Genomic DNA, 20,025 nt, shown 5'->3' on the forward strand with positions numbered 1-20,025 from the left:
CTTCTTTTGTTGTAAATCTTTCTTTAAACGTCTGTCTATCAATGTTTTTTAGTATCCTCATCGTTCCTGAATTTGAATACAATTTACAAAATAATATACTCATATACAACTATTTGTGAACTAAATGGGTAACCCTATTAAATAATATTGACATTAATAAGATTAATGACCAAGCTATGACAATGGTTATGGAATATGGACCTAAATTACTTTTGGCTTTTGTAACCTTAATGATTGGTCTTTGGATCATTAAAAAATTAGTTGCTGTAGCCTCTAAAGGAATGAATAAAGGAGATACAGATCAAACTCTGGCTCCATTTGTAATCAATCTTATCAGTTGGGTCTTAAAGATTCTTTTATTCTTGAGCGTAGCTTCAATGATAGGAATAGAAACAACTTCATTTATTGCTATATTCTCAGCAGCTACTTTAGCTATTGGTTTAGCATTACAAGGAAGTCTTTCAAACTTTGCGGGAGGTATTATTCTGCTTATTTTTAAACCTTACAAGGTAACAGATCTTATTGAAGCCCAAGGACATTTAGGTGTGGTAAAAGAAATTCAGATTTTCAATACCATCCTCTTAAATCCTCAAAATAAAACCATCATCGTACCAAATGGAGCAGTGGCTGGAAATAGCATCATTAACTATACCACCGAAGGTAAGTTAAGAGTAGACTTAAGTGCTGGTATTTCTTACGAATCAAATATTAAAGATGCTAAAGATGTATTAATGAAGGTTCTTCAAGACCATCCAAAGGTTTTAAAAGACCCAGCTCCTTTTGTTGGAGTTAGCGAATTAGGAGATAGCTCCGTTAATTTTGCTGTTCGTCCTTGGGCAAATGTAGCAGATTATTGGGATGTATATTTCGGAATCAATGAAAAAATAAAATTAGCTCTTGATGAGGCAGGAATTACTATTCCTTTCCCACAAATGGATGTTCATTTTGATAAAGATACGAAGTAATAATAGGAACTGGAAAATTGAAGCTAGAAGTTAAAAAGACTTTAGTTTTAAATAATCTCAGACTTTCACAAATAATTATATAAAGAAGCCTTCACAATAATGTGTTGGCTTCTTTGTTTTTCTTTACTTTGCAAAAAAATATAACATGGGAACTTTTCTTTTTAACGAAATCATATTTGGTCCTGTCTCTAGCAGAAGATTAGGGGTTTCTTTGGGCATTAATTTATTGCCTACCGATTATAAATTTTGCACTTTTAATTGTGTTTATTGTGAATGTGGTTGGACCTTAAAAGCGGACAAAAAAATAAAACTACCTACAACTGAAGAAGTAAAAAATGAACTTGAAAAAGTATTGGAAGAATATGCTGATCAAGGTAAGGAAATCAATTCCATTACCTTTGCAGGAAATGGAGAGCCTACTATTCATCCAGATTTTGCCCAAGTAATTGATGATACTATAGAACTCAGAAACCTATGGATGCCAGAAGCTAACATCTCGGTACTTTCTAATGCTTCTCAGCTCAACAAAACAAAAGTTACTGACGCTTTAAAAAAGATTGACCAGAATATTCTAAAACTCGATGCAGGAACAGAAGAAACTTATCGATTGATCAATATGGCTCAGGAGCATTTGAAGTTTGACAAAATTGTGGATTACTTAAAAAGCTTCCAAGGAAACCTGATTATTCAAACTCTTTTTATAAGAGGAAGTCATAATGGTAAGAGCTTTGACAACACTACTGAGGAAGAAGTAAATGCTTGGCTTCAACTATTAAAAGAAATACAACCTGAATCAGTGATGTTGTATCCAATTGAAAGAGACACTCCTGCTGAAAGCTTAGAAAAAGTTAGTCAAGAAACGCTAGAACGAATAGCAGCCAAAGTAGAAGCCATTGGAATTAAAACTGATGTTTATTAATAATCAATGAGTGGGTTTATGAATAAATTAAGGATATAAAGAAGGATTTAATGAATGAATTGGTAAATGAAGGAGAGAGTGATTTCAGTCTGTTCTATCCTTCTATCACCAATACATCCAGTAATTAAAACAAAATATTGAGTGCATGAAAAAAGTACTTATTGAATCCTATCAATGTGAGAATATTGGAAAAACTATTGCCGCATTAGATTTTAAGGAAAGCTTTTTAGAAAGAGACTTTTTAACTATTAATGTATCTGATGAGCTCAAAACAGCCATGTATTATTATGCAGTTGGAATTTGCCACCAGACTTATCACTTGGCAAATCCAGAACTGAATCTATATGGTTGGGATTTTTTAGAATATGGATTTATTGATATTGCCAAAAACAGACCTCAACTTTTAGAAGCTGATTATCTCGTCCAACTTTCCACTGCTCAGCTCGCTAAAGAAATCCGTCCTTTCTTCGCTCCTCAAAACATTGCAGAACAATGTACACTTGATAATATTGAAGAAAGATGTAGTTTTTGGATTCATATGGCAGAACTTATAAAAGACTCTGGTTTATCACATTTAGAGTATATTCAAAAATCGAATGGAGTTCCTAACTATTTCTATAAAAAGCTAAAACATACCGTGGCTTATTCTGATCATTTACAAAAGAAAACAAGTTTTTTAATGAAACTCTTAGAGGATGCAAAATTGATACAGTTCTCTAATCATCAAGATTTGATTCCGATAATGGATTATCACATGCAAAGGGTATTGTTGCGAACAGGATGTGTAGAAGTTTTAGATAATGACTTAAAATTTGCTTTACAAAACAAGCTAAGATTGCAAAATGAACAAGAATTAAGAGTAGCCTGTATTTCTGCCATGAAACAGATAGCCCAACACTCTGGCTACTCAGTTTTTAAGATGAATGATGTTTTTTACACAATGGGACGTTCTTGTTGTAACCAAGAAGCTCTCTGTCAAAAAGGGAGTTGCGAAAAAGCACCTTGTACATTGGCATTAGCAGTAGAACTTGATCAGCACCAACAATGTATTTTTGAAGCCTGTTGCAAAGGGAAAAACGACGAAGACTATCGAAAATACTGGCAACCCCAAGTTAATACTCATTATTACTAACACTTGGGATTTGCTTAGCATTAGTAACTCATCATCAATTTATTTTTTTTTGCTATCTTGCATCTGTTTTTAGACCTAATATTTATGACAGAATCACTCGAAGCACTAGATCACATCCGATTAAACTTTAGTCCTTCAAGCCTTCATGCACTCAACATTGCCATTGGTTTTGTTATGTTTGGTGTGGCTTTGGAGATAAAACTCAAGAGCTTTAAAGAAATCCTATATTCCCCAAAACCAGCTATTATTGGTGTTATCTCACAGTTTTTACTTTTACCCGCACTTACCTTTTTGCTCATCATTTTACTCAAAGACTATTTATCACCTAGTATGGCTCTAGGAATGGTTTTGGTGGCGGCTTGTCCTGGTGGCAATGTTTCAAACTTTATATCCTCATTGGCCAAAGGAAATATTGCACTATCAGTGAGTTTAACTGCAATTGCAACTGTTTCTGCTATTATATTTACTCCTCTAAATTTTGCTTTTTGGGGTGGTATGGTCATCAACTTCTTTGAAAACCATAACGCAGGAAATCTAATCAGACCATTGGAAATAGATATTTTTCAAGTCTTCCAAACCATATTTATCATTTTAGGATTACCTTTATTTATGGGGATTTTAATCAATCATAAATTCCCTGATTTCACTAACAAGATTACGGGAACTATTAAAAAGCTTTCCATTATCATATTTACAGCTATTATCATTTTAGCACTAGCCAAAAACTTTTCTCATTTTACCAATTCTATACAATACATCTTTATCATCGTCCTTATCCATAATGCTTTAGCTTTAACCAGCGGTTATGGATTAGCTAGTATATTCAAGCTTTCAAAGCCAAATAGACGCAGTGTAAGTATTGAAACAGGAATTCAAAACTCGGGATTAGCTTTGGTATTAATCTTTAATCCCAAAATATTTCCTCCAGAATTAGAATTAGGTGGAATGGCCATCATTGCTGCCTGGTGGGGAATTTGGCATATGATCGCAGGCTTGACCCTTGCAAGCGTATGGGGAACTTCGTTTACTTTTTTCGGTTTGAGAAAACCTTTACTAAATAAAGACTAAGAATGGGTATCAATAAAGTTGACCAAAAATCCTTTAGATATAAACTCCTCTGGAATACTATCAAATTCTGGCATGAACTATATTATCATCAAAAGATAGAAATCACCAACCAAGACCGGGTTCCTGCTGAAGGAGCTATAGTTTTTACGCCCAATCATCAAAATGCTTTGATGGATGCCTTGGCTTTACTGTTCTCGGTAAAAAGGACAGTGGTTTTTCTGGCTAGAGCTGATATTTTCAAGAAAAAATCTGTTGCTGAAATACTATATTTCCTTAGAATCTTACCCGTTTATCGCCCGCGAGATGGACAGGGAGAAGTAAAAAAGAATTTAGAAACTTTCAAGAAAACTAGCGAAGTATTGCAGAAGAACCTCGGTATTACTATTTTCCCAGAAGGTACACATACTGATAAGCAAAGCCTTCTTCCTCTAAAGAAAGGATTTGCTAAAATTGCCATGCAAACAGAAGAAGCTAATGATTTCAAACTTGGAATTCAGTTAATTCCTGTAGGAATAAGTTATAGCAATTACACCCAATGTCAGAGCACTTTATCTATCAACTTTGGCCATCCCATTCATTTAGCTGACTATTATGAGGAATACAAAAAGAAGCCTGCTATTGCTTTAAATCAGATAAGAGATAAAATGAGTGAATCATTAAAAGAAAATATGATTCATATAGAAGATGATGAGAACTATAATGCAGTAGAATACCTAATGACCGCCTATGCCAAAGAAATCCCCTTTCCACAAAAAGGTACAAGTAGAATTTTAGTTGGGCAAGTTTTCTTAAATAAGCTCGAGTCATTGAGCGAATCTCAATCAGAAAAATTTGAAGAATTGATTAAAAACACCAATGACTTTCTTAAGCTATCTTCTAAATTCAATAAAAGACAAAAAGCTTTGTGGCCTAAATATAGTATCACAAAACTATTATTAAATACCTTAAGGTTTATCATTTTATTACCTTTACTATTACCTTCTGCACTTTTACACTTACCCACTCAATTACTCTCGCACCTACCCTCTAAATTTATTGGAGACGAACAGTTTCATAGTACTTTTAGATTTGTACTGGCTTTCATTATTCTACCTATCACCTTTACTATTGAGGCTATTCTTCTAAATATTTTTTATGATGACTTCTCTTTATTTTATTTTTTCATAGCTTATTCAATATCCCTAATATTCATCTTGCTCAATGTAAATTGGCTCAGAAATTATTATGGAATTTTTAAAATCTTCATCTTTAAAATGTTTAATTCTAAAAAAGCTGAAGGCATAGAAAAACTAATCAATAGCATTAAATTGTTAATTCAAGAGTTGTAGCAGAGCTAAATTACAGTAATACAAAATAATTAACATTTTCAAACAATTTTATAAAGGCTTAAAGTAAATGAAATGCATACTTTTGTGAACACATTCGCATAAACTATGGAAAATTTTTCGGTTACCATTTTAGGAAGCAGCTCTGCCTCACCCACTTCTAGGAGAAATACCAGTAGTCAATTGGTCAATTTCTATCAGAGGTATTATCTGGTAGATTGTGGAGAAGGAACTCAAATTCAACTGCGCCGTAATCGACTTAAAATGTCCAAAATCAACCACATTTTCATCAGTCATTTGCATGGAGATCATTTCTTTGGATTAGTAGGTCTTATAAGCAGTTTAAATCTTTTTGGCAGAACAAAAGAACTTCATATTTATTCCGACCTAAGAATTAAAGAAATTATAGATATACAATTGGAAATATCAGAAACAGCACTTCAATTTGAAATCATATACCATCCGATCAATTTGAAAGAAAAAGAATTGATTTTTGAAGACAAGAAATTAGAAATTTATAGTTTTCCTCTAGAACATAGAGTACCAACTTGTGGTTTCTTATTTCAAGAAAAAAAATCCTTCCCAAATATCAAAAAAACCATCATTAAAAAGTACAAGCCAAGTATCGATGAAATTAATAAAATAAGGTCAGGTGAAGATTATATACTCGATGATGGAACTGTTCTCCCGAATGACGAAATCACAAATGAAGCTCCTGCTCCTCGCTCCTATGCCTATTGTTCCGACACCAAGTATTTCGAAAACTTACACCACTATTTTAAGGGGGTAGAATTGCTTTATGCAGAGTGTACTTTTATGAAAGACCTACAAGAAGTCGCTACTAATAAATTCCATATGACAACAGAGGACTCCAGCAAATTGGCTAAAGAGTCTGATGCTCAAAAATTAATGGTTGGACATTTTTCGGCCCGATATAGAGATTTAACGGAGTTTAAAGATGAAATGGAAACACTTCACCCTGGAACTATTTTGGTTAACGATAATGATACTATAAATATAAGAGAAGATTAGATTATTTATTGAACTCTACCTTACGAAATACATTCAATTCACCTTTTCCATCAATACATTCCGTTATTTTTTTCTTAAATTTCCAACAAGTCATTTGACGAATTTCCATTATCCGACTGATTTCATGGGAAGAAATGTCAGGTTTCTGACAAACTAAAAATGCTAATTTAAAAGCTTCGGGAAGAGAAATCTTACAACCATGAAAAGCGGTATTTGCAGTAGCCGATTCTTGAGTTTTACATTTGGTACAGCGTCGAGAATATGCTTGTCTTCCATCGCAACTATTTGTATGCCCGCACTTTTTACAGACAAATCCTTCTGACCATTTTTGCTCAGACAGATAAGCTAAACAAGCTTCCTTTGTGGAAAAATGCTTATCAAACTGCTCATGACTCATGTTTTTAAAAGTTGGCATCATAATACTGACATATTGTCGGCAAAATTAATAAAAAAAATCATGGCATCATAATTGAACTAAGAAAAAAGTGGTATTAAAGCGATTTAAAATAATTTTAGTATTTTTGCAAAAACTTAAAAAAACAACAAAAACATATTGATAATGAAGAAAGTAGGAATATTTGCTCTTGCAGCACTTTTTGGATTCGTGAGTATAAGCTGTGATAGCACGGCAGCAGAAAAAAATAGTAATGGTGAAACTCTAAATATTGATGCCAAACCAACAAATCCTTCTCCTGAAGACCATAAAGTAATCGTTTTAGACGAAACTGCATTTAAAGAAAAAGTTTGGAATTATGATGCCAATCCTGATGAATGGCTATTCAAAGGCGATATTCCTGCTGTGGTAGATTTTTATGCAGATTGGTGTGGCCCTTGTAAAAAGATAGCTCCAATTATGGAAAAACTAGCTAAGGAATATGATGGCAAAATTGTTATTTATAAAATAAATACAGATCATAATAGAGAATTGTCATCAGTTTTTGGAATCAGAAGTATCCCTTCTATATTATTTATCCCAAAAGAAGGCCAACCTGCTATGCAAGCCGGTGCAATGAGTGAGCAACAATATAAAGATATTTTTGAAGACTTCTTATTAGGAAATAAGAAAGAAGAAACAAAATAATAGTCTGAAAGAAGACTAAATAAATAAGAAAATAAATTATAAAAAATATAAACAATAAGTAATGGAACATTTAACAAAAGAAACATTTTTAGCCAAAGTATTTAATTTCGAAGAAAATAAAGAATGGAAATTCGAAGGTGATAAACCTTGTATTATAGATTTTTATGCTGATTGGTGTCAGCCATGTAAAGTTCTTTCTCCAATCTTGGATGAATTAAGTAAAGAATACGAAGGGAAAATTGATATCTATAAAGTAGATACAGAAGCTGAACAAGAATTAGCTGGAGCTTTTGGAATCAGAAGCATCCCTTCTATCCTATTTTGCCCTGCTGATGGACAACCACAAATGGCTCAAGGAGCTCTTCCTAAGGAATCTTTAATACAAGCCATTAACGATGTATTATTGAAAAAGACTGAAGCATAAGACTTTAAGATTTTAAAATATATTTGTATATAAGAGATGTGGCTATTAATTTCGCCACATCTTTTTTATTTGATTTATGAACGTATTATCCACAGCATATTTTCCACCCATAATCTGGATGGCCTATCTTCATCAAAAGAAAAACATTTCTATTGATGCCAAAGAAACCTATCCCAAACAAACCTATCGTAATCGTTGCCAAATAGCAACAGCAACTGGGATCATGAATCTTTCAGTTCCAGTAAAAAAGCCCAATGGCAATCAAACCATCACTGAAAATATTGGATTTGAAGATCAACAAAAATGGCAATGGCAACATTGGAAAAGCATAAAGACTGCCTACGACTCCTCCCCCTTCTTTCTTTACTACCAAGATGATATAGAGGAGCTTCTTAAAAAAAAATATTCAAGCTTGATTGAGTTAAACGAGACTATTATAAAAGACTTAACCAGTTTAATGAATCTGGATATAGAAATAAAGTATACCCATGACTTTGCTCCCATAGAAAGTGGAAAAGTAGATTTACGCTTCGATATTCATCCAAAGAAAGATTTAAAAATAAAATTCCCTAAATACTACCAAACCTTCGATGATAAATTGGGCTTCATCCCCAACCTTTCCATCCTTGACTTGCTCTTTAATTTAGGCCCTGAAAGTATACTATATTTAGAAAGTATTAATCTCGATGAAATAGACAAATAAAATCGGCCTCTACACAATAAACAAAGGCTTTTCACGTATAAAGAATAAGATTAACTTTGCTCCAATTATGAAGACAAAAAAAACACTCAATATATTTATGATAAGTGCCTTATTAGCTCTTGTTATATTCACTTCCTGCAGAAAAGATGAAACCATTAGTTCGGATCCATCTTACAAACTAAGTTTTTCAACAGATTCAGTCTTGTTTGATACAGTATTCACCACAATGGGTTCTGTTACAAAGAGACTTATGGTATACAACCCCAATGAGAATAGTGTTGTCATAAGCCGAGTAAAATTAGCTGGGGGTAGTAATTCGCCATATAATATAAATATTGATGGAGCTTCTGGAACTTCAGTCAGTAATATAGAAATAGGCGGAAATGATAGCATATACGTCTTCGTCAGGGTAACGGTAGATCCTGTAAATGACAATCTACCTCTAGTAGTGAAGGATTCAGTGATATTTGAGACCAATGGAAATGTACAAGATGTAGATTTGGTAGCTTGGGGACAAGATGCACATTTTATTGTTGCTGATCAACACTTAAATGGCCTTCCTCCTTTTTCATACATTGCAAAAGAAGGTGAAAATATACATTGGACCAATGACAAACCCTATGTGATTGTTGGTTATGGTGTAGTTGATTCTGCTGCTTCATTAACTATAGATGCTGGTTGTAAAATTCACTTCTATAATAATGCTGGGATGTGGATTTATAGATATGGAGCCATACAAGTGAATGGGAGTTTAGAAGAACCTGTCATGTTTCAAGGCCTTCGTTTAGAGCAAGAATACCAAGATGTTCCAGCTCAATGGGATAGGATATGGATTAATGAAAGCGATGTAAACTCTGAATTTAATTATGCCATTATTAAAAATGGAACTATCGGAATTCAAGCAGAAACACTAAGAACTGGATTAGGCAATACATTAGTTCTGAATAACACTCAGATTTTAAATATGCAAGGCTGGGGCATTTTTACACGATTCTATCAGATAGAAGGTAATAATGTGATAGTAGCCAATGCAGGAAGTAGCCTTTTGAATTTGACTACTGGTGGCTCTTATCAGTTTAAGAACTCCACTTTTGCCAATTATTGGGGATATGATGTGAGAAAAGACCCATTACTACATATTTCAGACTATTTCATTCTACAAAATGGCAATGAGCAATTGGTTTATACCGGTGATTTAGAGAATGCTTATTTCGGTGATTGTATTTTTTATGGAAGCCTAGAAAATGAAATTCTTCTTGACAAATATCCTGAAAGTACTTCCCTATTCAATTATAACTTCGATTATAGCCTTCTAAAAACACCTAATACCAACGACGAATACTTCACCAATTGTATTTTCAATAAGGATCCCATATTCGTAAACTCAAATGTTAACGATTATCATATTGATTCTCTTTCTCCTGTAAAAGCACTAGGAATACCTATGGGAAACACCATTGATTTAGATGGCATAGAAAGAGGTGAAACACCCGATTTAGGTGCTTATCAGTGGGTACCTGTAGCCGATGAGAAACTTTGGTAATAATATGACTGGAACCTTAGTAAATATAATTGCAATCATTATTGGAAGTAGTATTGGATTACTTATCCACAAAAGCCTTCCAGATAGATTGGTGAAAGTCACTTTCCAGATCATGGGCTTGTTCACCTTGGTTTTAGGAATGAAGATGGCCTTAGAAAGTCAAAATCTCTTGGTCTTGGTTTTTAGCTTAATTCTAGGCGGAATTGCTGGGACAGCATTAAAAATTGATGATTATGTACAAAGCCTTAGTGACAAATTAAGCGCTAAAGTGGGCGGAAAAAACGAGGATTTCTCTAAAGGATTGATCACTTCATTTTTACTCTTCTGTGTTGGCTCCATGACCATTATTGGTGCCTTGGAGGAGGGCATGAACGGAGACCCTCAACTTTTATTGATTAAATCTCTTATGGATGGATTTTCGAGTATAGCACTCACTGTGGCTTTTGGTTTAGGGGTAATGTTTTCTGTGATTCCTCTGCTTATCTTCCAAGGTGGACTCACCTTATTGGCAGCTTGGCTGGGCTCCTTTCTTCCTGAGATCTATATTATAGAAATAAGTGCGGTAGGAGGACTTATTTTACTCGCTCTTGGACTCAATCTTCTTGAAATTACCAAAGTTAAAATCGTAGACTTATTGCCAGCACTCTTATTCGCTCCTCTGATTCTCTGGTTATATGGCTTTATGCCTTCTTTTTAATATAATGATTGAATACTTTATTGTGACAATTGTTGAATATTCGAATTCTCGCATTAAACCCAATAATCAACTACTCTAGATTCTTCTACTACTTCTTTGATATAAGCTAGAACCTCGAGATGCTCGGGATGCACTCTATATTCCTCCAGTCCTGCTTCATCTTTAAAGCTGGAGCTCAAAACTATATCCATTGCTGCTGGACGAGTAGAAAAGTTTAATCCCACTTCCATTTTCTGCAACGCAGGAATGTGATTCTGTAAGTCGTTTAAAAGCGATGCTAGTTTTTCTAATCTTTCCTGTTTTAGTTCAGCATCTACTGCTTTTAATTTCATCATGACTATATGTTGGAGCATGAGATTGTATTTTTAAGATGAGTAAATAATTTTTCTTTTGCGGCTAAATCATCCATATCCAACCATTCAATATCTTCATTTTTGGTGAACCAAGTCATCTGGCGCTTAGCATATCTTCTGCTATTGGTTTTTACTTTATCCACAGCCCACTCGTAGGTCTCCTCTCCATCTAACCATTTAAAAAACTCACGATATCCAACTGTATTCAATGCATTTAAATCTTTCCGAGGATATAATTGTTTGACCTCCTCTAAAAGCCCTTCAGTAATCATTAAATCTACTCTAAGGTTGATTCTATCGTAAAGTTTGGCCCTATCCTGCTTTAAACCAATCCATTTTATATCAAACCCGCGTTTCTTCTTGGTTCCAAGTCTTAACTTAGAATACTTATCTCCAGTAGTTAAACATACTTCTAAAGCTCTTTTTATCCGGTTTGGATTTTGCAAATCTACTTGCTTATAAAACTCAGGATCATATTTTCTAAGCAACATCCTCAATCCTTCAACTCCATCGTTTTGAAAAACCTCCTCTAAATATGTTCTGGTTTCTTCTGATGGATCAGGTAATTCATCTATACCATAAGCCAATGCATTTAAATATAAGCCAGAGCCTCCTACCGCAATTAACACATCTTGCTTCTCAAAAAGCTTGTGGATTTTAGTAAGAGCTTCCATTTCGTATTTATGAACATTATAAGGCTCTGCGATGCTGATATTCTGAATAAAATGATGAGGAGCTCCTGCTAATTCTTCAGAGGAGGGTACGGCTGTACCAATACACATTTCTTTATAAAACTGTCGTGAATCAGCAGAGATGATTTCAGTTGAAAAAAGTTGAGCGAGTTCTATAGCAAAACGAGTTTTACCCACTGCTGTAGGTCCAGCAATAATGAGGAGCTGTTTCTGAGGAGCTTTCATGGTTTATTTCTTCTTTAAGCCTAATTCCTCAGCCTTTTGAATCATAAACTGAAAAGCGGCTTCATATTCATTGGGAATATCACCATCAAGAATAGCCTCTCTAATGGCATTTTTGATAATTCCAACCTCACGGCAAGGTTTTATATCAAAGGTTTCCATAATCAAGTCCCCATCCACCGGAGGCTGCCAGTTTCTCATTTTATCTTTCTCTTCTATCTCTACCAGCTTTTGTCGCACTATCTGAAAATTATTCAAATATCTCTTTACTTTCTCATGATTCTTTGAAGTAATATCAGCCTCACAAAGTGTCATTAAATCATCAATATCATCACCAGCATCAAATAAAAGGCGTCGTACAGCAGAATCTGTCACAATTTCTTGAGATAAAACTATAGGTCGTAAATGAAGTCGCACCAATTTCTGAACATACTTCATCTTTTCATTCAATGGTAATTTAAGCTGTGCAAAGATTTTCGGAACCATTTTAGCGCCCAGAAATTCATGCCCATGGAAAGTCCAACCATTTCCTTTCTCAAATCTTTTTGTGGCGGGTTTGGCTATATCATGCAATACAGCAGCCCAGCGCAACCACAAATCATTGGTATTGGGAACGATATTATCTAAGACTTGTAATGTGTGATAGAAGTTATCTTTATGACCAACCTTATTCTTGATATCCACACCTTTGAGCAATAACAATTGCGGAAAGATATATTTCAACAAGCCACTCTTATCTAATAGTTTAAAACCAACGGAAGGTTTATCAGCCATAATGATTTTATTCATCTCATCCATCACCCTTTCTTTAGATACAATCTTTATTCTTTCCGCATTTCGAATAATAGAATTAAAAGATTCCTCTTCTATTCTAAATCCCAATTGGGTAGCAAATCTAATGGCTCGCATCATTCTTAAAGGATCATCAGAATAGGTTACATCTGGTTCGAGAGGCGTTCTTAGGATTTTATTCTCTAAATCGGAGATTCCATTAAAAGGATCTACCAATTCACCATAATTTTCTTCACTTAAGCGAAAAGCCATGGCATTTATAGTAAAGTCTCTACGGTTCTGATCATCAATAAGTGTACCGTCTTCCACGATGGGTTTTCGGCTATCCCTTCGATAACTCTCTCGTCGAGCTCCCACAAACTCCACCACCAATTTCTTAGAATCGTCTTGGTATTTAAACATGGCGGTTCCAAAGTTTTTAAAGACTTTGACTTTAATGTCCTCCCCTATTTCTTTAGCTGTGGCTTCTGCCAGTTCTATTCCGCTTCCGATTACGGTAATATCTACATCTTCTGAAGGTCGACCTAAATAAAGATCGCGGACAAATCCTCCAATTACGAAGGCTTCTACATTTAACTGAGAAGCCGATTTTGCAATGGTTTTAAAGATGCTATGTTCGAGTTGTTGATGAACCACTTGATATCTGTATTAATATAATTTGCAAAAGTAAGAAACATTGGGGATTGATTTCGTATAGATTCTATAATAGAATCCTAATTATTGAGGAGTTTCCTTTACTCCATCCTCCTCATTTTTCACGGCATTCAATTCCGCTTTATTCTTTTCTTCTTCTTGCTTTTTTCTTTCTCTTCGCTTCTGATTTTGAAACAGCTCTTCTAAATTATTAAATTCTTTGCGATAGAATATACCAACTCCCTGAGTATAAGGCGAAGTATTATCCAATAAGTCAACAGTGTTGGTTCTGTTAAAAGCTTTCAGTCTAAGTCTACCGTCTTTAGTGATTTTTACCTCCACATTGATATCTCCCACTATACTGGAAGTATTTGCTGTATTGGGATTATCCTGCACATTCTGATAGCCAAAATTCCCATCTATAGTTACGCGTTCATCAAATAACTGCGTACTTAATGCAACTTCTACTTCTTCATTGGTCAAATCCCCTCCAGGCCGATAATTAATACCAATGTCCACATCTTTACTAATTTGCGACAACCAGTTACTTACCTGATTAGCAACAATTTGCAAGGATGTCCCACCTACAGTATTGGCTAAATCACTATTCCCAGTTCCAGTTGTAAAACTAAAAGTATTGAGTACTAAAAGCGACAGCATCTGCTGTGACATTTCAGAAGGATTCGTTGTGTCAATCTTAGTAAAAACATATTGTTTTACTTCCTCAGTAGAATTCGGAAGGTCGAACCTAAATTTCACATTTGGATTCATAATAGGACCAGTAAGCCCAATCATACAATCCACAGGAACTCTATTTCTATAGGAGGAATCTTGATCTAAGCCCAAACTATTTAGGCTAGTTTTTACCGTATATTTTGCGGTCATCCCCAAGGTACCATTATATGGGTCACCAGTCCAGCTAATGGTTCCTCCTTCATTGAGTACAAATCTACGATTCAACAAGTTTCGAATTTTAAAGAAGAATACCCCATTCGACACTCTATAATCACCTGACATTCTAAAATTTCCAGTTCTAGAAAGGTTCATGTTTAAATCGCCAGAACCTTGAGCCTGTATGAGGCCCAACTGTGAAGGAAGTGAAATATTCACATTAGCCTCCGGAGTAATAGATAAATCCATATTCAAAGAAAATGATGACAACTTTGGCTTAAATTGTTTTGCATTTTGGGCCTCTGTGGTATCTTTACTATTTTTGAAAACAATAAAGCTATTATCAGAAACGCCAAGAGATGTATTTATAGGAATACTGATATTGGTTCCGTTTTTTGAGGTAGCATCTATATCTAAAAATACATTGTCGAATGGTCCACTTATGGCAATTTCACCATCCACTATAGCTTTTCCATAAAACAACTCATTCATTCCTTTTGAAGTGTTTAATGCCACAAAATTGATAGGCTTCACTTTTAAATTAACTCCAAAATTACGAAGCCGTTCATGACTTAGTCCGCCTTGTAATACTGCCTTATTACCCACCGTATCAAATAAAACCACTTCGTTAAAGCCTAGCATTTCATTGTCCAAATTCAAAGTTCCGGATAATGAGTACAAAGTATTTAGGTATTTGATTCTAAATTGAGTACGTGCTAAATCTAAACGTCCAGATAAGTTTGGTTTTAAAAAATTTCCTTTCAACCTAATTTCACCAGTAGCTCTTCCTTCCAAATCAGATACAAATTCTTTTAAAAAAGGATTTAGAAAATTAATGCTAAGGTTATGAACAGACACATCCATATCTATCTGATTATCTATCTCTTCTGGATAATAGAAACCTTCTAGATAAAGAGGCTTAAAACTTCCTTTGCTACCTTGCTTTTCCAAGTTGATATTTAAAAACACAGATCGATCTGTATTCCACGTAGATTTGATTTCAGCATCTCCTAAATGCTCCTCGTTTAAAGTAAAGTCGACTAATTTCAAGTTGGCTAAGAAATTGATATTATTATAAACATCTATCAATTCGAAGCTTCCCGTTAAAAAGCCTTTAAATGCGAGTCCTGCTTGAGCGGTGAGAATATTAAGAGTAGAAATATTAAAGTTCTTAAATTGCATTAAAAAGCTCTCATCTAGGGTATCAGAGATAGCACCATTTATTAATACGCTTTGGTGGGCAGACCGAAACTCTAAGCTATCGAATACCAAATCATTATCAATCAATGTCAAATGACCATTATTGGTGGTACTCCAAACTGAATCATAAATCACCATATCTGCATTTTCTAGAAAAACATCAATTTTATCCGTATTTTTCAAAGCAGCTAAACCATTAATTTTACCCTTATTCAATGCTTCTGTATTTAAATTATACCAATTGATATTAAAAAAGGCACTGTCTTGATTCAGCTTTACGTTTAATAATAATTGATCTAGTCCTAATTTAAGAGTATCTGATTCTGAGGGTTCTTTTAAAACCAATTCATTTACATAAGCCATGGCAAAGACATTTTCGGTATCTGAATAAAGGTTAAATGTTGGGCTTACAAAACGAATATCATTTACTTTTAACTCACTAGAAGAGGTTTGAATATTAATAATTTGATTTTCGGAGGAGAAAGAACCTTTTAAATTAATACTATCTTTAATATATAATTGTGGAACAAATAAATCCGTTAATACCTGAGTATTAGAAACAGTGAAATCAAAATCAAAATCTTCTTTTATCAACTCATCAAACTCCTCTTCAACTATCTCGAAATCTGACATATAATTTCTTGTAAACTTCTCAAAGGCTTGAGGAAACCTAGCTAAATTATATACCCCATATAAACCTCCATTCAAGAAATCAGAGCTCACTTTAATAGATTTAGCCTCCTCTAAATCTTCATCTATTTTAGAGATTACATAAAGACTATCCATAGAATAATTCTCACCTAGATAATAAAAATCAGTTGAATCAATATTTATATTCCCAAGGAAGGAATCTATTTCATTACCAGTAAAACTCATATGTATATTAGTCGATAAACTGGCAGACGTATCTATCGAGATTAAACCCAGCTGAGCTAGTTTTACATGTCTGAGTTGGGCATCAAAATCAAAAACAGGATGAAGAGAATCGAAATTTATCAAACCTCTAAAATCTGTCTTTATTAATTCATCAGTAATATGGAAAGCACCTTCAAACTGATTTTCCTTTACAAATGCATCAATAAAAATAGTCTGTAATTCATTACCTCGAAAGCTCAAACTATCTACTCTACCAGTAACATTTGACTCAACAGTAGCTAAGTTTAAGCCTTTTCCTCGAAGTTTAAAATCAAAATTGATCTTACCAAAATCGGATTCTAATTCAATAAACTGACCTAATTGGAAATTTCGTGCAGAAAAATCACCTTTATAATAAACGATTTTTTCTTCTGTATTATTTGTAAACTGAAGGTCTGTAGCCAAAAACCCCATGCCTGAATACAAGTCTATTTTGGATACAAAATCGTTATAAAAACCTGTAAAACGACCTTTTATTCTAATATCACCTAACTTTTCAATTTCTTGAGGAATACTACTTAACTTCTCGCCATTTGGCAAGTTGAAACTTTGAAGGTCTTTTAAATCTGTCGATAAATCTTGAATCTTTAGTTTAATAAATGTCTCATAAATATTTGGTAGGCCTGTCATTTGGAGGTTGCCCTTAAATGAAGTGGAAGTTCCAAAAGACAGCTTCAGATTCTCTCCTTTCATATTCCGTATTGGTCCTTTCACGCGCCCCTGCAGACGAAATAGGTTGTTCATCCCACGAGTTTCTGGAGCAAAATATGCAATATCCAACATGTTGATTTGTGAAGGATGAACATTGGCCTCTATAACTACCCCATTGATAAAATCTAGATAAGCTATCCAGCTTGGATAAATAAATTTTAAATCAAGATGCGCATTAGAACGCGGCGTCAGTAGATGAGCATCTTCTATGATGAGATGGGTAGAGCTTACAGTAGCTTGGCCATCCAAGTTAGTGAGCACAACGCCACTTCTATCCTTTGCACTCAAGTGCAAAACATGCCCTATTATACTATCATCAACGATATGGATATCTTCAATTTCTATATTGATTTGAGATATATCGAGGTGCTGATAATCCATATAAGGTAATGTTTTTATAGTATCCTCCTCAACTCTATACACAAAACGAGAATTTTCTATTCTAATATGGTCTAAACCAATTTGAATGGGATTTCGTGCAATTGTGTCTGCTATTTCAATTTTCGAAATCGAATCCTTATCATCTACTTCACTTTGAAAGAGCCTATTAATATTTAATCCATCGTCTTCTTTATATTGAACGAGGTTAACAAATGCGCTATCAATAAAAATATCGTTGATTGGAATTTCTGATAAAAAAGGTCGGAAAATATTATAGTCAAAATAAATCTGCTTGGCAGTAATCATAGGATTGCTTTGATGATCATTAATATAAACATCATTCAAACGTACTTTAAAGAAGGAAGTAATATGTACTTTATCAATCCACACCGAAACACCAAGCTTCTCACTTAAAAAAGAGGAACCTGCATTGGCAATAAAAGATTGCACTCTAGTATTCTGTAGTACAGCCAATAACAGCCCCATACTAAGAATAAATATTAGGATAATCCTAAGTAGTACATATATAATTCTCTTAACCAATGAAAGAATGTATTAATTTTGCCAAAATTTTATAACATGAGTACATACATTTTAGGTATTGAGTCATCTTGTGATGACACATCCGCGAGCGTCATCAAAGACGATGTGATATTGTCCAATATCATTGCCAATCAAGAAGTTCATCACAAATATGGTGGTGTAGTTCCAGAATTAGCTTCACGTTCGCATCAGCAAAATATCATACCTGTGATAGATCATGCACTTAAGGAAGCAAATATAAATAAAAATCAGCTCAGTGCTATCGCTTTTACAAGAGGTCCAGGCCTTTTGGGGAGTTTACTAGTTGGAACCTCTTTTGCCAAGTCTTTTGCCCTTGGATTAGACATCCCATTGATTGAAGTTGACCACTTACAAGCACATATTTTAGCTCATTTTGCTCAAAAACCAGAACTAAGAATTGATGTTCCAGAATTCCCTTTCCTATGTTTAACAGTATCTGGAGGACATACTCAAATAGTTAGAGTGGATGATTATTTCAAAATGACTATTTTAGGACAAACCATTGATGATGCAGCAGGAGAAGCATTTGACAAAACGGCTAAAATTATGAGCTTAGGATATCCTGGAGGACCAGTTATAGATAAATTAGCAAAAATTGGGGATTCAAAAAAGTTTTCTTTTCCTTTTCCACGAATTCCTGAACTAAATTATAGCTTTAGTGGTCTTAAAACTTCAGTTTTATATTTCTTAAGGGATGAATTAAAAAAAGATGATGACTTTATAGAGAAAAACAAAGCTGATATTGCCGCTAGTGTTCAATATAGCATCATTGAGATATTAATGAAAAAACTGGTATTGGCATCAAAGCAAACAGGGATTAAACAGATTGCAGTTGCTGGTGGCGTTAGTGCAAATAGTGGTTTGAGAGCTGCCATTAAAAATGGTGAAGAAAAGTTTGGATGGAAAACATTTATTCCAGCATTTGAATTTACTACTGATAATGCAGCAATGATAGCCATTTCTGGATTATTCAAATTTCAACAAGGAAAATTTACTGATCAGAAGGCAACTCCATATGCTAGATCCAATTTTTAAAGCATAAATCGTTTGCAAAGAATGCTCGAATTGTAATAGACTTTGATAGCGTCAACATCCCACACTCTAACAGAATTACTAAAACCCAAAACAGATGAAGATTTTAATGGTATGCTTAGGAAATATCTGCCGTTCCCCAATGGCAGAAGGTATTATGCGAGATAAGATTAGTGAGTATGATATTGAAGCTCAGGTAGACAGCTGTGGAACGGCAAACTACCATGTTGGCGAATCTCCCGACCATCGTGCTCAAAAAACCTTAAAACAACATCAAAGCGATATTTCTATGCTTCGTGGGCGACAGTTTCAGGTGAACGATTTTGACAAATTCGACCTGATCTTCACTATGGATGAAAGCAATTATACAAATATCAAAGCTTTGGCCAGAAATGAGCAAGACGAAGAGAAAGTGGAAATGATTATGAACATGGCTTATCCTAATGAAAATATTCCAGTTCCGGATCCCTATTATGGAGGTATTAATGGTTTTGAAGAAGTTTACCAGATGTTGACTTTGGCTTGTGATCAAATTGCAATAGGTATTAAAAATTAAAGGTGTGAAATATCACACCTTTAAACACAAACCATAATTAACCAAAAAATATTAATATAAATTAATGCTCAAATATACATTCAAATCCTATATGAGTCAAGGAAAAACATTAAATTTTCTTAATAAATATTTACAAAACTTATAAAATACTAGTGTTTAATAGGTCTACATAAGTATTATTTTTTATCACCCTC

Annotated in this window: 17 protein-coding genes and 1 pseudogene; 13 read left to right on the forward strand and 5 right to left on the reverse strand. The window is 34.1% G+C overall.

Going from position 1 to position 20,025, the window contains the following annotated elements; genetic code table 11:
• Positions 1-182: 182 nt before the first annotated feature.
• The 6 genes from HNS40_RS08700 to HNS40_RS08725 all read left to right on the forward strand — a co-directional run bounded on the left by HNS40_RS08700 (position 183) and on the right by HNS40_RS08725 (position 6,441).
• Positions 183-965 (forward strand): mechanosensitive ion channel family protein, encoded by a 783-nt coding sequence (locus HNS40_RS08700; RefSeq protein ID WP_216664165.1) that lies wholly within the window; start codon positions 183-185, stop codon positions 963-965.
• Between the two features lie 145 nt (positions 966-1,110).
• Entirely contained in the window at positions 1,111-1,884 is a 774-nt protein-coding gene (locus HNS40_RS08705; RefSeq protein WP_172279761.1) for a radical SAM protein, read from the forward strand.
• Positions 1,885-2,029: 145 nt separating this feature from the next.
• The gene (locus HNS40_RS08710) at positions 2,030-3,016 is read left to right on the forward strand and encodes a hypothetical protein (RefSeq protein ID WP_172279763.1); all 987 of its coding nucleotides are present in this window, start codon (positions 2,030-2,032) and stop codon (positions 3,014-3,016) included.
• 84 nt (positions 3,017-3,100) lie between these two features.
• The gene (locus HNS40_RS08715; protein WP_172279765.1) at positions 3,101-4,084 is read left to right on the forward strand and encodes a bile acid:sodium symporter family protein; all 984 of its coding nucleotides are present in this window, start codon (positions 3,101-3,103) and stop codon (positions 4,082-4,084) included.
• 2 nt (positions 4,085-4,086) lie between these two features.
• Positions 4,087-5,412: a 1-acyl-sn-glycerol-3-phosphate acyltransferase gene (locus tag HNS40_RS08720; RefSeq protein WP_172279767.1), complete on the forward strand. Its 1,326-nt coding sequence runs from the start codon at positions 4,087-4,089 to the stop codon at positions 5,410-5,412.
• 105 nt (positions 5,413-5,517) lie between these two features.
• Positions 5,518-6,441 (forward strand): ribonuclease Z, encoded by a 924-nt coding sequence (locus HNS40_RS08725; RefSeq protein WP_172279769.1) that lies wholly within the window; start codon positions 5,518-5,520, stop codon positions 6,439-6,441.
• 1 nt (position 6,442) lies between these two features.
• Here the strand turns inward: HNS40_RS08725 and HNS40_RS08730 are convergent, their stop codons facing one another.
• On the reverse strand, positions 6,443-6,859 hold the full coding sequence (locus HNS40_RS08730; RefSeq protein ID WP_172279771.1) for a transposase: 417 nt from the start codon (positions 6,857-6,859) through the stop codon (positions 6,443-6,445).
• A 141-nt stretch (positions 6,860-7,000) separates the two neighbouring features.
• Between HNS40_RS08730 and trxA (HNS40_RS08735) the strand changes: the two genes are divergently transcribed.
• The 5 genes and pseudogenes from trxA (HNS40_RS08735) (at position 7,001) to HNS40_RS08755 (ending at position 10,889) form a co-directional block, all read left to right on the forward strand.
• Positions 7,001-7,522, forward strand: a complete 522-nt coding sequence (gene trxA, locus HNS40_RS08735) for a thioredoxin (RefSeq protein WP_172279773.1) — start codon at positions 7,001-7,003, stop codon at positions 7,520-7,522.
• Between the two features lie 67 nt (positions 7,523-7,589).
• Positions 7,590-7,946 (forward strand): annotated as a pseudogene (gene trxA / locus HNS40_RS08740) (thioredoxin); the annotation flags it as partial.
• Positions 7,947-8,022: 76 nt separating this feature from the next.
• Positions 8,023-8,649 (forward strand): WbqC family protein, encoded by a 627-nt coding sequence (locus HNS40_RS08745; protein ID WP_172279777.1) that lies wholly within the window; start codon positions 8,023-8,025, stop codon positions 8,647-8,649.
• Positions 8,650-8,716: 67 nt separating this feature from the next.
• A complete protein-coding gene (locus HNS40_RS08750) occupies positions 8,717-10,192 on the forward strand; it encodes a hypothetical protein (protein ID WP_172279779.1) in 1,476 nt (491 codons plus the stop codon).
• A gap of 4 nt (positions 10,193-10,196) precedes the next feature.
• Positions 10,197-10,889: a DUF554 domain-containing protein gene (locus tag HNS40_RS08755; RefSeq protein ID WP_172279781.1), complete on the forward strand. Its 693-nt coding sequence runs from the start codon at positions 10,197-10,199 to the stop codon at positions 10,887-10,889.
• 53 nt (positions 10,890-10,942) lie between these two features.
• Here the strand turns inward: HNS40_RS08755 and HNS40_RS08760 are convergent, their stop codons facing one another.
• The 4 genes from HNS40_RS08760 to HNS40_RS08775 all read right to left on the reverse strand — a co-directional run bounded on the left by HNS40_RS08760 (position 10,943) and on the right by HNS40_RS08775 (position 18,165).
• A complete protein-coding gene (locus HNS40_RS08760; protein ID WP_216663760.1) occupies positions 10,943-11,224 on the reverse strand; it encodes a Dabb family protein in 282 nt (93 codons plus the stop codon).
• A 2-nt stretch (positions 11,225-11,226) separates the two neighbouring features.
• Positions 11,227-12,159, reverse strand: coding sequence for a tRNA (adenosine(37)-N6)-dimethylallyltransferase MiaA (gene miaA / locus HNS40_RS08765; protein WP_172279785.1), 933 nt, complete (start codon positions 12,157-12,159; stop codon positions 11,227-11,229).
• Between the two features lie 3 nt (positions 12,160-12,162).
• Positions 12,163-13,584, reverse strand: coding sequence for an HD domain-containing protein (locus HNS40_RS08770; RefSeq protein WP_172279787.1), 1,422 nt, complete (start codon positions 13,582-13,584; stop codon positions 12,163-12,165).
• Between the two features lie 81 nt (positions 13,585-13,665).
• Entirely contained in the window at positions 13,666-18,165 is a 4,500-nt protein-coding gene (locus tag HNS40_RS08775) for a translocation/assembly module TamB domain-containing protein (protein ID WP_172279789.1), read from the reverse strand.
• Positions 18,166-18,258: 93 nt separating this feature from the next.
• On the opposite strand from HNS40_RS08775, the gene tsaD reads away from it, so the two are divergent.
• Together tsaD and HNS40_RS08785 are read left to right on the forward strand one after the other, a co-directional pair.
• Complete coding sequence (gene tsaD, locus HNS40_RS08780; protein ID WP_172279791.1) at positions 18,259-19,278, forward strand: tRNA (adenosine(37)-N6)-threonylcarbamoyltransferase complex transferase subunit TsaD; 1,020 nt, start codon at positions 18,259-18,261, stop codon at positions 19,276-19,278.
• A 94-nt stretch (positions 19,279-19,372) separates the two neighbouring features.
• Positions 19,373-19,831, forward strand: a complete 459-nt coding sequence (locus HNS40_RS08785; RefSeq protein WP_216663789.1) for a low molecular weight protein-tyrosine-phosphatase — start codon at positions 19,373-19,375, stop codon at positions 19,829-19,831.
• The last annotated feature ends 194 nt before the right edge of the window (positions 19,832-20,025 follow it).

Source organism: Lentimicrobium sp. S6, from assembly GCF_013166635.1.
In the GTDB taxonomy this organism is placed as follows: domain Bacteria; phylum Bacteroidota; class Bacteroidia; order Bacteroidales; family UBA12170; genus UBA12170.

Bases quoted from the DNA above. Each gene is read 5' to 3' on its own strand.
- HNS40_RS08755 (WP_172279781.1), top strand. From the start codon at position 10,197: ATGACTGGAACCTTAGTAAATATAATTGCAATCATTATTGGAAGTAGT.
- miaA (WP_172279785.1), bottom strand. From the start codon at position 12,159: ATGAAAGCTCCTCAGAAACAGCTCCTCATTATTGCTGGACCTACAGCA.
- HNS40_RS08745 (WP_172279777.1), top strand. From the start codon at position 8,023: ATGAACGTATTATCCACAGCATATTTTCCACCCATAATCTGGATGGCC.
- HNS40_RS08750 (WP_172279779.1), top strand. From the start codon at position 8,717: ATGAAGACAAAAAAAACACTCAATATATTTATGATAAGTGCCTTATTA.
- HNS40_RS08785 (WP_216663789.1), top strand. From the start codon at position 19,373: ATGAAGATTTTAATGGTATGCTTAGGAAATATCTGCCGTTCCCCAATG.
- HNS40_RS08715 (WP_172279765.1), top strand. From the start codon at position 3,101: ATGACAGAATCACTCGAAGCACTAGATCACATCCGATTAAACTTTAGT.
- HNS40_RS08700 (WP_216664165.1), top strand. From the start codon at position 183: ATGGTTATGGAATATGGACCTAAATTACTTTTGGCTTTTGTAACCTTA.
- HNS40_RS08760 (WP_216663760.1), bottom strand. From the start codon at position 11,224: ATGATGAAATTAAAAGCAGTAGATGCTGAACTAAAACAGGAAAGATTA.
- HNS40_RS08775 (WP_172279789.1), bottom strand. From the start codon at position 18,165: ATGGGGCTGTTATTGGCTGTACTACAGAATACTAGAGTGCAATCTTTT.
- HNS40_RS08720 (WP_172279767.1), top strand. From the start codon at position 4,087: ATGGGTATCAATAAAGTTGACCAAAAATCCTTTAGATATAAACTCCTC.
- HNS40_RS08710 (WP_172279763.1), top strand. From the start codon at position 2,030: ATGAAAAAAGTACTTATTGAATCCTATCAATGTGAGAATATTGGAAAA.
- HNS40_RS08705 (WP_172279761.1), top strand. From the start codon at position 1,111: ATGGGAACTTTTCTTTTTAACGAAATCATATTTGGTCCTGTCTCTAGC.
- tsaD (WP_172279791.1), top strand. From the start codon at position 18,259: ATGAGTACATACATTTTAGGTATTGAGTCATCTTGTGATGACACATCC.
- HNS40_RS08730 (WP_172279771.1), bottom strand. From the start codon at position 6,859: ATGATGCCAACTTTTAAAAACATGAGTCATGAGCAGTTTGATAAGCAT.
- HNS40_RS08725 (WP_172279769.1), top strand. From the start codon at position 5,518: ATGGAAAATTTTTCGGTTACCATTTTAGGAAGCAGCTCTGCCTCACCC.
- trxA (WP_172279773.1), top strand. From the start codon at position 7,001: ATGAAGAAAGTAGGAATATTTGCTCTTGCAGCACTTTTTGGATTCGTG.